We start from the raw sequence: 12,904 nt of genomic DNA on the forward strand, positions 1-12,904 counted from the left end.
TCCTAATTTCCTCGAATATCATATCATCTTTCTATAACTTATGGAATTTTTAAGGAAATTTTAAGGTTTTCTTTCGCAAAAAATTAAGAATCAAATGATATGATAAAAGTAACATAGGGGAGGAGATGAGTGTGAATCCGTTTCAAACGATGCGAGCTAGATATTTTTTAATTGTATTTGCACTATTAACTTTAGTTGCAAGAGCCAGTAATGAATTGATAGAAAATACATTTCATATGCAAAATTCTACTTTTATAAATATTCTTATATTCTATATCCTTCCGATTACGTGGATTTATTATGAGTATAGAAAACACCGTGTTTCCTTTTCATTATTTATTAATAAAAATGAAACATTTAACCTGGTGCAAGTTTTATACATCGCACTTATGTTAGGCGTGTTTAGTTACGGATATCTTATTTTGTACATGTATAGCTTTGCATGGATTACACCAGAATTTATTATGAACGCGTTACGTGAACCGATTATAGATAGCACAGGGGGATTTGTATATCAGTTTATTATGGTCGTATTCATCGCACCAATTATTGGTGAGTTTGTTTTTCGGGGATTTTTGCTGCAACGCTTTGCAGCAAAATGGGGAACGAGTATAGCAATCATTGTAGTAGCGATGTTGTTTGCGTTGTTACATGTTGATTTCCTAGGTGCAGTAGTATTTAGCGTTGTACTATCAATCGTATATATTCGTACGAATAGTTTACTTATGCCAATTGCGATTCACATGTTAAACAATGCGTTTGTAATCGGTGCATCTTTTTTAATAAATAAAGAAGAGATAATGAGTTTTGCAGATTTCTCAAATTATACGACGTTCTTTCCAGGACTTATTATTTTTATAACGGGATTAAACTTAGTACTCATCTTTTTATTTGTTAACCGCAAATATTGGAGTAAAGAAATGCCAGCTATATATGTAGAGCAGGAAAAGAGTTTTTCAGACGTAGTGGAGGGTAAGTAAGATGAAGAAAACGTTTGAAAAAATATTGAAAGAAATTATAGAGTCTACGTCTCTTACAGATATGTGTGATAAAAGCGTTTGTCATTGGGTACAACCTGTAGTAGATACGATTGTGTTTCCAGAGTATTACTTATTTTCTAGTACTCATTTAAAAGAAAATATTATTTCTCTTCTTATTGTGTTAGGGGTTTTGCTACTATTTGGTCTAATTGTAGAAGAAATGATGAAGCGCATCTTCAGAAGGAATAAAGAGAAGTATGTGTGGGTTCATAAAGTATTCGAGAAAGTAATAGTGGCTTTCCTTTTGTTTTATAGTATGAAAACAATCATTTACTTTATAGCTTTGAAACATCATTAATTCGAAATTTGAAAGGGATGTATAAAATTATATGAATGAAACAATATCATCAAATAAGTTTTTTTATTTGATTGTGCTTAGCATAGTGTTGATAACGACAGTCAATGTTATTCTTCGCTGGGAGGAAGCTTATTTCTTTATGTATTTAGCACTCCATTTGTTAGGAATATTATGTATAAGCGGCGGAATAGTTGCTGAAAAAAAGAGTGAAGAAAGCGTTAATTATATGTGTGTGACCGGTCTTATTTTACTTTTAGCAGTGCAAGGTATTATGAAATATAGTTCTTTTTCTCTGCAAGATTTTAGTTTATTAGTGGATGTACTTCCTTAAGGGGGACACGTTATGTTATCTAAGAAGCAAATAGGATACGTACTAGTTTTAATTGGATTTTTTACGCTTATTGTAACGACTTTGTTTTTTCAAGACTATGAATATATACGCTATATAAAAGGCGCTGGTTTAATATGTTGGGTTGTAAGTACGTTTCTTATCCCAGAGTATGAACCGAAGAAAGTGTCTAAAGGTAGGTAAAACTCTTCTTTTTGTAGAAGAGTTTTTTTATATAAATAGAAGATTCTCGAGCAATTCGCGTAATAAGCTTGTTCTAATTTAGCATGTACGAACTTACAATAATAATAGACAGGCAGCATAGAGGAGGGAATAGCGTGAGGAAGGTTATTGGGTGGTCGCTTTTTTTGTACGTTGGGTTTGCGGTGCTTATATATTGGTATTTATTTGGATGGAATCATGAACTGATTCCGGACATGTATAAAGGAACAAAGGCAGATCCAGAAACGTTTATGAATGCAAGGGAGCTTACGCTAAGCCAAGATTATTCGCGCGTGAAAAATTTACTGTACTTTTTAGCGACGCCTCTGGAATGGATTATTTTATTATTTGTACTTGTGCTCGGTGTTTCAAGAAAGTTTGAGAAATGGTCGAAGGAAACGACGAAAATAAGTGTCCTGCAAGTTGCGATTTATTTCTTTTATTTATCATTACTCACAACAGTTCTTGCCCTGCCGATGCAATGGATTAGCCGAAAAGTGTCCGTTGATTACGGCATTTCAACGCAAAGTACACAAAGCTGGATAAAAGATCACGTTATCGGTTTTTGGGAAAGTTATGCGACGATGTTAATTGTAGTTACCGTTCTATTATGGCTTATCCGTAAATTCCCGAAGAGATGGTGGCTAGCAGGCTGGGCGCTCTCTGTACCATTTACAATCTTTTTAACATTTATACAGCCTGTTGTAATTGATCCACTGTATAACGACTTTTCGACGCTAAAAAATAAAGAATTAGAAACGAAAATCTTAGCGATAGCAGACAAAGCTGACATTCCTGCTAAACACGTGTATGAAGTAAATATGTCAGAGAAAACGAATGCGTTAAATGCATATGTAACAGGAATTGGCCCTAACGCCCGTATTGTAATGTGGGATACAACGCTTAAGCAATTAAAAGATAAAGAGATTTTATTTATAATGGCCCATGAAATGGGGCATTATGTTATGAAACATATATATTGGGGTGTTGCGAGTTATGTGTTGCTATCGTTTATAGGGATGTTTCTCATTAGCCGTATTATAAATATGTGCATTCGAAAATGGGGAGATACGCTGCAAATTTCAAAAGTAGCATGTTTCTCAATTTTACCTTTATTTTTCTTAATTTCTTCTGTACTCTCTTTTGCATCACAGCCAGCAACAAACTATGTTTCTCGTATAGAAGAACGAGCGGCAGATCAATATGCTTTAGATATGACGAAAGATGGGGCATCTGGTGTAAAAACGTTTCAATATTTATCAAAAACGAGTTTAAGCCAAGTAAATCCGCCTGCATTAGTGAAGTTTTTCTTATACACACATCCACCAATTTTTGAAAGAATTCATACGTTTGAACAATATGAAAAAGAAAAGAAGCAGTAGTGTACTGCTTCTTTTTGTGTCAATAAAATGAAATTTTAAAATGTAAAGGAGTTCACAAAGAGATTGTAGAATTTTTAATATATAGCACCTTAGATGTGACAGCTTCCTTTTTGAAATAAGAAAGAAGGAGGTATAAAGCAGAAAGGTAGTCGAAATGTTTCTTCTAGAAGATTTGCATTTTATCTTACATTCACCAACAAATTAATACTCCTGAAATAATGAAGTTCATTTTATTTGAAGATACTTCATATGTAGTATGGATAACTTCGTATTATCTATTATTTTTCTATTTAACATAAAATAGAAATAGGGAGAGAGGACAATGAAGAAAAAAATATTGGGTGTAATGATGATTGCGACAATGGTAGGCGGTATATTTGCAGGAACGAATGTGGCCCCTGTAAAAGCGGAAGAATATCCGGAAATGATCGTATTTGATGATGTTCCATACGGATTTTGGGCATATGATGCTATTTTAGATTTAGCTTATAATAAAATAATAGTTGGATACGGAAATGGAAAGTATGGTGTTGGAGATCTTACAACACGTGAACAAGTGGCTGGAGTTATTTACAAAACACTTGAAATGAAAGACGAAGGGGCAATAGCGAATCCATACAAAGATATTTCCAGCAGTTCAACTGCTTTCCAAAAGGAAATTTTAGCGTTAACAAAACGTGGCGTTTTTAAAGGTGATGCGAACGGAAACTTTAGACCGAAAGCACCAATTACTCGAGCTGAAATGGCAGTAGTAATTCAAAAGGCATATACTTTCGAAGCAAAACAAAAGCACACATTTAAAGATGTACCAAAAGGACATTGGGCAGAAGAGGCAATTAGTGCACTGCAATCTAATCAAGTTGTGACAGGGACTGGAAAAGGGATATATGAATTAAATCGCCCTGTACCGAGAGAACAATATGCTCAGTTTATAAACAATGCGATTATTCATTATCATTTGAAAGAGGATTGGAAATAGAGTGAAACAAAAAGCACAAATAGAACGATTTGTGCTTTTTGTTTGTTTATAAGAGAATTATTATTCGGTTTTATGTATTTTTATTATTATACATAAGCTTTATAATCACCCCCGTAAAAAAGACATGATGTGTAATATGATTCACAAAAACGCCACGAAATCTGTCGAAAAATCTATTGTCACTATACCATTTGTTATGTATATTTTTAAAAAAACATATACATATTGGGGAGATAATTTGATGAGCAAAAAATTATTAAAAACAGTTACGGCATTAACAATTATGGGTGGGGTGTTATTCTCAGCAGAGAGTAACAATGTAAAAGCGGAAAGTGCACCGTTACAAAATACAAATCCAATTGTATTTAAAGATGTACCAAAAGGACATTGGTCAGAAGAGGCAATTCATAATTTAGCGGCAAACGAAATTATTTTTGGATATGGGGATGGAATTTTCGGTTTTGGAGATGACGTAACACGTGAGCAAGTTGCAGCTTTAATTTATCGTGTGTTTGATATAGAAGAACAAGATGAATATGAAAACCCATATGGGGATATCGATGAAAACTCGACAAACTTTATTGAAGAGATATTAGCTTTAACGGAACTAGAAATTTTCATAGGAGACGAGCATGGGAACTTTAGACCGAAAGCAACGTTAACGCGTTCAGAAATGGCGCAAGTTCTTACGAATGCTTTTGACTTACAAGCAAAGGGATCTCATACATTTAACGATGTTTCAGCAAATTCATGGGCAACGAATGCAATTAGTGCGATACAAACAAATGGTATTACGGCGGGAATCGGAGAGAATAAATTTGGTCCGTCTATGAAAGTAACAAGAGAACAATACGCTCAGTTTTTATATAAAGCAATGTTGCATAATCCTGAAGAAGAACAGCAATACAGTTCAACTAATTAAAATGGAATTCTAAAAAGGTCATTGTTGTATAACAGTGGCCTGTTTTGTATGGAATAAAGTGCGAAAGAAAGGCATTTTGAAAAAAACGAAATGAATTTTCAAAAAAAAACTTCCTTTTCTGAAGATTTGTTATATAATATAAAACATAAAATCAAATCTGTTATAAAACAGTTTAAGAAGGGGATGCTAATATGTCGACGCAAACTTCACGGGTTACATTACCCGGAGAAATGTTACCAGCGTACAACGAAATATTGACACCTGAGGCGCTTAGTTTTTTGAAGGAATTACATGAAAATTTCAATGAGCGCCGCATAGAACTTTTACAAAAGCGTGCGGAGAAACAAAAGAGAATTGATGCAGGAGAGTTTCCGAAGTTTTTAGAAGAAACAAAGCGCATACGTGAAGCGGATTGGACAATTGCCAAGTTGCCAAAAGATTTAGAGGATCGCCGCGTAGAGATTACTGGACCAGTAGATAGAAAGATGGTTATTAATGCTTTAAATTCAGGAGCACATCTTTTTATGGCAGACTTTGAAGATTCGAATTCACCAACTTGGGAGAATGCAATTGAAGGCCAAATAAACTTACGAGATGCAGTTCAGGGAACGATTTCACATAAAAATGAAAACGGCAAAGAGTATCGTTTAAATAGTAAAACAGCAGTATTAATTGTGCGCCCAAGAGGATGGCATTTAGAAGAAAAACATATGCAAGTTGACGGGAAGAATATGTCTGGTAGCTTAGTAGATTTTGGAATTTATTTTTTCCATAATGCGAAAGCTCTTTTAGCAAAAGGAAGCGGTCCATACTTTTACTTACCGAAACTGGAAAGTCATTTAGAAGCAAGGTTATGGAATGATGTTTTCGTATTTGCTCAAAAATATATCGGTATTCCAAACGGAACAATTAAAGCAACGGTACTACTGGAAACGATTCACGCTTCGTTTGAAATGGATGAAATTTTGTATGAACTTAAAGATCATTCTGCTGGGTTAAATTGCGGAAGATGGGATTATATTTTCAGCTTTCTAAAGAGTTTCCGTAATCATAATAAATTTTTACTTCCAGATAGAGCGCAAGTCACGATGACGGCACCGTTTATGCGCGCGTATTCTTTGAAAGTTATTCAAACGTGTCACCGCCGTAATGCACCAGCTATTGGAGGAATGGCAGCGCAAATTCCGATTAAAAACAATCCAGAAGCAAATGAAGCAGCTTTTGAAAAAGTGCGTGCAGATAAGGAGCGCGAAGCTTTAGACGGCCATGACGGGACTTGGGTTGCCCACCCGGGACTTGTACCAGTCGCGATGGAAGTATTTAATCACATTATGAAAACACCGAATCAAATTTTTAGAAAACGTGAAGAAATACATGTTACAGAAAAGGATTTATTAGAAGTACCAGTGGGAACGATTACAGAAGAGGGACTTCGCCTAAATATTAGCGTAGGCATTCAATATATCGCATCTTGGTTAAGTGGACGGGGAGCAGCACCAATTTATAACTTAATGGAAGATGCGGCAACAGCGGAAATTTCTAGAGCACAAGTATGGCAATGGATTCGCCATGAAGGTGGAAAGCTAAATGACGGTCGTAATATTACGCTTGAACTGATGGAAGAGCTAAAAGAAGAAGAGCTAGCAAAAATAGAAAGAGAGATTGGTAAAGAAGCCTTTAAGAAAGGGAGATTCCAAGAGGCGACAACGTTGTTTACAAATCTCGTTCGGAATGATGAATTCGTACCATTTTTAACATTACCAGGTTATGAAATTTTATAAAAATTGAAAAGGGGATGGAACAAATGAAAAACGAAAGAATCGAGAAATTACAAGAGAGCTGGGAATTAGATACGCGTTGGAAAGGGGTCACACGTCCATATTCGGCAGAAGATGTAATTCGCCTGCGCGGATCGATTGATATTGAACATACATTAGCGCGCCGCGGTGCTGAAAAGCTTTGGTCATCGCTTCATACGGAAGATTACATTAACGCACTTGGCGCATTAACAGGGAACCAAGCGATGCAGCAAGTAAAAGCTGGACTAAAAGCAATTTATTTAAGTGGGTGGCAAGTAGCAGCAGATGCGAACCTTTCTGGACATATGTATCCAGACCAAAGTTTATATCCAGCGAACAGCGTACCTGCTGTAGTAAAACGAATTAATCAAACGCTGCAACGTGCGGATCAAATTCAGCATATGGAAGGAAGCGATGATACAGATTATTTCGTACCGATTGTAGCAGATGCAGAAGCAGGATTTGGCGGACAATTAAACGTATTCGAACTGATGAAAGGTATGATTGAAGCAGGTGCATCAGGTGTGCACTTTGAAGATCAATTATCCTCAGAGAAAAAATGCGGCCATTTAGGCGGAAAAGTATTATTACCGACGCAAACTGCGGTGCGTAATTTAATTTCGGCACGCCTTGCAGCAGACGTAATGGGAGTACCAACCATTATTGTTGCAAGAACAGATGCGGATGCAGCAGATTTAATTACGAGCGATATTGATCCAGTTGATAAAGCATTTATTACAGGAGAAAGAACTCCAGAAGGATTTTACCGTACGAAAGCGGGTCTTGATCAAGCAATTGCACGTGGTTTAGCATACGCTCCTTATGCAGACCTCGTTTGGTGTGAAACGTCTGAACCGAATTTAGAAGATGCAAAACGATTTGCAGACGCAATTCATAAAGAGCATCCAGGGAAATTACTTGCATATAACTGTTCACCTTCATTCAACTGGAAACAAAAACTAGATGAGAAAACAATTGCGAGTTTCCAAAAAGAAATCGCATCTTACGGTTATAAGTTCCAGTTCGTAACACTTGCTGGATTCCACTCATTAAACTACGGCATGTTTGAATTAGCACGTGGCTATAAAGAGCGCGGCATGGCAGCGTACTCTGAACTACAACAAGCAGAATTCGCAGCAGAAAAACACGGCTACTCCGCAACACGTCACCAACGCGAAGTAGGAACAGGTTACTTTGATGAAGTAGCACAAGTTATTACAGGCGGTACTTCATCAACGACAGCGCTAAAAGGATCTACAGAAGAAGCACAGTTTACAAAATAAAGTGAAGGGGCCCCTTTTAAAGGGTGCCCCTTATTATTTTCGAAACGATTCGAGAGTAAATGAAAATATATCGACGATTATTTCAATATATCGACGATTCGACAAAGGATATCGACTTACCGACAAAAAAAGACAATATGATTACATCCACTCAGCTCCATGATCACGAATAAACGCCATATCTTTTTCATAATGCTCTAAATGTCCTTCATCAATCATTCTTTGGAAATTCACATCGCCTTCTTGTGCTTTTCTTTTCATATATGTACATAACGCTTCTAATCGTAGTAACACCATTCCTAAGTAATCTTCGTCCATACTTTTACCATAGGACTGGACAAACAATTGCACTCTTTCTTTCATACGATCAGCATGTTGTGCTGATTCATAATGAACTGCCTCGCCTGATTCTGTATAATACACTCTACTTAAAGGCACACAAGTATAAAGTGTATAAGCGATATCCCAAATTCTTGGACCAGGAGCAGCAACATCGAAATCAATAATGCCTACTGGTTTTTCTTGATTAAAAATAATATTGTATATGGCAAAATCGTTATGGCATACAACTTCAATATTATTTGGAGTACAATCCATCGGTTTCCAATCATCTAATAAAGGAAAATCACTTACAGCATCATGGTACAGGCGAAGCATCTTTGCTATTTCTTTTAAAACATCATTAGACCGCATATATGCTTTTAACGGATAATTCCCAGCTTCTCCTTCAATAAAGGATAAAATTTCTCTATCTTTTTCATCTACACCTAAAAACTTTGGAGCATGATGAAACCCTTTGTTTTCTAAGTGTTGTAATAATGTATGAATGTTTGCACTACCTGGCTTTAATTCTCGCCGAACAGTATTTTTAGAACGATACACATTTGATACATTTCCCCCTGTAAGCTTTTCTTCGTTGGCGTAGTTTGACATATAATCCCCTCCAATATAATTATATTGTAACACTTCAGAACAAAGGTGTAATCGCATTCAAATGATGTGTGTGTTCATTTTAAAGTGAAATCCACACATACTAAAATCAATTATTTACGAATGTACAATCCAGTTGATTTGTCAGTTATTTTCAAAAAAAGATTGTACATTTCATTTTAAGTATGCTATGATGAAGTCAGTTGAATAGTTAAATTAAGCAATCCATATATTATCAAGTGCCGAAAAACGAACGAGAAAAAGTATGTGAGAACTAGTTTATGTTTCGTGTTTGATAATGTGTGGATTCTTTTTTTAGACAGGAAGACTAAAATAAATTGTGTTTTCTTTAGGAGGAAATAATTATGGCAGTAACAGGACAAGTAAAATGGTTTAACAACGAAAAAGGATTCGGTTTCATCGAAGTTCCAGGCGAAAACGATGTATTCGTACATTTCTCTGCAATCGAAACTGAAGGTTTCAAATCTTTAGAAGAAGGTCAAAAAGTTAGCTTCGAAATCGAAGAAGGTAACCGTGGACCTCAAGCTAAAAACGTAATCAAACTATAATTTTATAGTTTATTATGGAAAAAAGGGATGGCTGCTGCCATCCCTTTTTTTGTTATAATATACGATGGAATAGTATACAAAACGAAGAAGAGTAAAAGGCTTTCCAAAATGGAAGGCCTTTTACTCTTCTATTCCAATCTGTTTCTTTTCGCGTTTCTTACACTCAGGGCATTTCGATTTTCGAAAAGGCTTTACGAAGAATAGTAGAATGAAAAATAAGCCGAATATAATGCTGGATGAGTTTTTCACGATCACAATGCTGCTATTTTTCATTTGAATCGTTGGTTGAATTTCTTTTTCTTCCATAGTGGACCTCCATATATTGGATTTATCTTTTAATTATAGCAAAGTTAATTGTCGTAATGATGCGAAATGAGGAAGCAGTTGTAAATATTTATAGATAGTATAAATACATTTTGTATCGGTTTTTTATTTAAAAATCACTATATAATTATTTTATAATTTAAAAGATGTTTGATAAATGATAAAGTATTGTAAAAAAGCGGAATCTGTAAACCATTTCCTTTTCATAGATGCTAAAATTATATATGCAGCTGCTAATATAAATGGAAAAAAGGAGACAGTAGAATATGGAAAGTAAAGTAGAACGTTATGTTGAAAACTATGTGGTAAATAAAAATACAATGGCCTTACTTCCTGTTATTCTAAGTGAGAAGAAAATTGTTACACGAGTTGTTGAGAGGGAAGATTCCTTTTTCGTATTTCAAAAGCCTCTAGATATTATAGAAAGAAGTTGCCGCAAGCATGGTTCTAGTTTCTTAGGCAGAAAAGAAGGAACGAAAGAGTTAACTCATATTACACATAAAGCACCGATTGCGATTAGTCCGACAGATCAACTTTATTTTTTCCCCACTTATTCATACTCTAGAAAAGAGTGCGCTTGGTTGTCTCATTTTTATATTGAAAGTAATAAAGAGTCAAAGGACGGAAATGTTATTGTTAGATTTATAAATGGCTTTGCTGTGAAATTAGAAATATCAAAAAGTAGTTTTGAAAATCAACTAAATCGTACGGCAAAATTGCGTACTGAATATGAAGATCGTAGGAAAAAACAAGGGAGCCCCTGTTTTAAAGAGATAGATCAAAGGGAGGAATCAACATTGAGGCCAGCTTATGAGAAAGTGTATTTTGTTAGAGAAGAGGATGTATGAGAGGAAAAGGATGGGGTGACTCATCCTTTTTTGATTTTATCCCGCTTTAATGGGCAGTAAGACCCCCACCTCAAAATTCAGCGAAAGCAAAGAAGTTAGGTGGGGGGCGGGCTGCCCATTAAAGTCCGATTGGTGAGGGCTAATAGTCAGTGGCGGATGAAGAAAACCCCCACTGATTAAAGTTTCACTTTATTATATATATCGTCACGCTGTAAGCTTCATAAAAAAAGAAAATTCGGAAGGTTTTGTTCTTTAGTGGTTTGGAATAGTGTAAAATTACATTAACAGTGTAATTTTACTTCATATATTTATTGCACTGTTAATATATATCATTTTACATTAGTGGCATACATGATATTGCTTACCTTATTGTATAAAAAGGAGATGGTATGTTGAAAAGGACTATGTTATTTTGGGCGCAATATATTCTTGTTTTGCCTATACTATTGCTTACCTTTATGTTTACTGGTTTTGTTGGTAGTCAGTTAATGATAGGGGCTGACAAACAATATTTTATTTTTACGCCTCAAAATGCAACAGAATATAGTCAAATTAGTGAAATTGATAAATTCCTATTTTCTTTTTCAATTCAACCAGCTGTCACCATAGTATTTCTACTGTCGATCGTGTATGTACTGACACTTCTTGTTTTTCAAATTATGGAATGCAAGAAGCAAAGAAAGATATTACACAGCTTGCAATATATGATTCTTATCCCAATTTTTCTTTACGTGTGGTTAGGAACGATGAAGTTTTCCGCAGTTGATTTAACGTGGATAGATAATTGGAAAGATTATCTTATATTCACTCCTGCAACTATAACGAATGAGCAAGATATATATATGATTGATAAGTTTCTATACAAATTTCGAATGTTACCTATTGGGAGTACAGTATTAATACTATCTTTTATATACATGTTGATCCTAATTGTGATTGACAGTGTACGTTTGTTGAAAAAATGTAAGAAATAGCAAATAGAAAAGGATCATTGTTTGAAGGTAAATGATCCGCTGCTACTTATTTTTGTATAGGTAGAAATAACCCTACATGCAGTAGGATTATTCTTATGAAAAAGATTAATTATTACTTTCTCTATTTTCTTCTTTTTTATAATAATCATTGAGTGATAATCTGGGCACATTGTCTAAACTGACTTCATATCTTGTCGAATATTGATAGATTATCATAGCATAATAATGAAGGAATTCTAATGAAAGATATGGAAACTTAATAATTACATCTCCATATGTCGTATCTACCATTTCCTCTTTCATATAAGCGATGATACAGTAGAGGTAGTACTTAGAGTAAAGGGGTAAAGTGTAGAATGGATTTTCAGACAATCAAAGAGTATTTTTCACCAGAAAATATGGATCATATTGTTGAAAGTTATAAAGCGTTCGGACCACTTCTTGGTATTGGTTTACCGATGATAGAAGCGTTGATTCCGGCATTGCCACTCATCGTATTTGTACTGGCGAATGCTGTTGCATTTGGATTTTGGCTCGGTTTTCTTTATTCTTGGCTTGGATCAGTAATAGGTGCTTTACTTGTGTTTTTCATTATCCGCCATTTTGGCCGAAGTCGTTTCTTTTCTTTTGTAAATAAGCATGAGAGAGTACGGAAGGCAATGGGATGGATTGAAAGGAAAGGGTTCGCGCCGATTTTCGTTATATTTTGTTTTCCGTTTACACCGTCTGCGCTTATAAATGTTGTTGCTGGTTTATCTCGCATTAGTATAAAACAGTTTGGCCTTGCGCTCGCATTCGGAAAGCTTGTGATGATTTTTATTTTAACGTATATCGGTCATGATTTAATGTCATTTATTCATAATCCGGTGAAATCAGTCATTGTAGTGATTGGTATTTTTATTTTATGGTATGTCGGCAAGAAAATTGAAGTAAAGTTGGAACTACATTAAGAATAGTCTTCTTTGTAAAGGAAAGCTTCATTATTAAAGGATAAGGGGAGAAGCGG

The 12,904-nt window shown here is 35.1% G+C and carries 15 protein-coding genes; 13 read left to right on the forward strand and 2 right to left on the reverse strand.

Annotated features, from left to right (window positions below; translation table 11 throughout):
• The first annotated feature begins 131 nt into the window (after positions 1 to 131).
• From MHB74_RS05840 to aceA, 9 genes are all read left to right on the forward strand, one after another.
• The gene (locus MHB74_RS05840; RefSeq protein WP_061676516.1) at positions 132 to 980 is read left to right on the forward strand and encodes a CPBP family intramembrane glutamic endopeptidase; all 849 of its coding nucleotides are present in this window, start codon (positions 132 to 134) and stop codon (positions 978 to 980) included.
• A 1-nt stretch (position 981) separates the two neighbouring features.
• Positions 982 to 1,338 (forward strand): hypothetical protein, encoded by a 357-nt coding sequence (locus tag MHB74_RS05845; RefSeq protein WP_061676515.1) that lies wholly within the window; start codon positions 982 to 984, stop codon positions 1,336 to 1,338.
• A gap of 31 nt (positions 1,339 to 1,369) precedes the next feature.
• Positions 1,370 to 1,669 carry a hypothetical protein gene (locus MHB74_RS05850; RefSeq protein ID WP_061676514.1) on the forward strand — a complete coding sequence of 100 codons (300 nt, stop codon included), beginning with the start codon at positions 1,370 to 1,372 and terminating at the stop codon, positions 1,667 to 1,669.
• A 12-nt stretch (positions 1,670 to 1,681) separates the two neighbouring features.
• Positions 1,682 to 1,870, forward strand: coding sequence for a hypothetical protein (locus MHB74_RS05855; protein ID WP_016088942.1), 189 nt, complete (start codon positions 1,682 to 1,684; stop codon positions 1,868 to 1,870).
• Positions 1,871 to 2,004: 134 nt separating this feature from the next.
• Positions 2,005 to 3,270 (forward strand): M48 family metallopeptidase, encoded by a 1,266-nt coding sequence (locus MHB74_RS05860; RefSeq protein WP_061676513.1) that lies wholly within the window; start codon positions 2,005 to 2,007, stop codon positions 3,268 to 3,270.
• A gap of 322 nt (positions 3,271 to 3,592) precedes the next feature.
• Entirely contained in the window at positions 3,593 to 4,249 is a 657-nt protein-coding gene (locus tag MHB74_RS05865; RefSeq protein ID WP_061676512.1) for an S-layer homology domain-containing protein, read from the forward strand.
• Between the two features lie 136 nt (positions 4,250 to 4,385).
• Complete coding sequence (locus MHB74_RS05870; protein WP_270401527.1) at positions 4,386 to 5,171, forward strand: S-layer homology domain-containing protein; 786 nt, start codon at positions 4,386 to 4,388, stop codon at positions 5,169 to 5,171.
• 191 nt (positions 5,172 to 5,362) lie between these two features.
• On the forward strand, positions 5,363 to 6,952 hold the full coding sequence (gene aceB / locus MHB74_RS05875; RefSeq protein WP_061676510.1) for a malate synthase A: 1,590 nt from the start codon (positions 5,363 to 5,365) through the stop codon (positions 6,950 to 6,952).
• Between the two features lie 23 nt (positions 6,953 to 6,975).
• Positions 6,976 to 8,253, forward strand: a complete 1,278-nt coding sequence (aceA, locus tag MHB74_RS05880; RefSeq protein ID WP_061676509.1) for an isocitrate lyase — start codon at positions 6,976 to 6,978, stop codon at positions 8,251 to 8,253.
• Between the two features lie 141 nt (positions 8,254 to 8,394).
• Here the strand turns inward: aceA and MHB74_RS05885 are convergent, their stop codons facing one another.
• On the reverse strand, positions 8,395 to 9,186 hold the full coding sequence (locus MHB74_RS05885) for a phosphotransferase (RefSeq protein WP_061676508.1): 792 nt from the start codon (positions 9,184 to 9,186) through the stop codon (positions 8,395 to 8,397).
• Positions 9,187 to 9,548: 362 nt separating this feature from the next.
• Here MHB74_RS05885 and cspA point away from each other — a divergent pair, with 362 nt between their 5' ends.
• Positions 9,549 to 9,752, forward strand: coding sequence for an RNA chaperone/antiterminator CspA (gene cspA, locus MHB74_RS05890; protein WP_000301522.1), 204 nt, complete (start codon positions 9,549 to 9,551; stop codon positions 9,750 to 9,752).
• A 120-nt stretch (positions 9,753 to 9,872) separates the two neighbouring features.
• Here the strand turns inward: cspA and MHB74_RS05895 are convergent, their stop codons facing one another.
• Complete coding sequence (locus MHB74_RS05895) at positions 9,873 to 10,058, reverse strand: hypothetical protein (protein WP_061676507.1); 186 nt, start codon at positions 10,056 to 10,058, stop codon at positions 9,873 to 9,875.
• Between the two features lie 284 nt (positions 10,059 to 10,342).
• On the opposite strand from MHB74_RS05895, the gene MHB74_RS05900 reads away from it, so the two are divergent.
• From MHB74_RS05900 to MHB74_RS05910, 3 genes are all read left to right on the forward strand, one after another.
• The gene (locus tag MHB74_RS05900; RefSeq protein WP_061676506.1) at positions 10,343 to 10,924 is read left to right on the forward strand and encodes a competence protein ComK; all 582 of its coding nucleotides are present in this window, start codon (positions 10,343 to 10,345) and stop codon (positions 10,922 to 10,924) included.
• A 389-nt stretch (positions 10,925 to 11,313) separates the two neighbouring features.
• Complete coding sequence (locus tag MHB74_RS05905) at positions 11,314 to 11,898, forward strand: DUF4306 domain-containing protein (RefSeq protein WP_061676505.1); 585 nt, start codon at positions 11,314 to 11,316, stop codon at positions 11,896 to 11,898.
• Between the two features lie 356 nt (positions 11,899 to 12,254).
• Complete coding sequence (locus tag MHB74_RS05910; protein ID WP_061676504.1) at positions 12,255 to 12,848, forward strand: TVP38/TMEM64 family protein; 594 nt, start codon at positions 12,255 to 12,257, stop codon at positions 12,846 to 12,848.
• Positions 12,849 to 12,904: the final 56 nt, after the last annotated feature.

Origin of the sequence: Bacillus sp. FSL K6-0069, assembly GCF_038007785.1 — a bacterium.
GTDB lineage: Bacteria > Bacillota > Bacilli > Bacillales > Bacillaceae_G > Bacillus_A > Bacillus_A mobilis.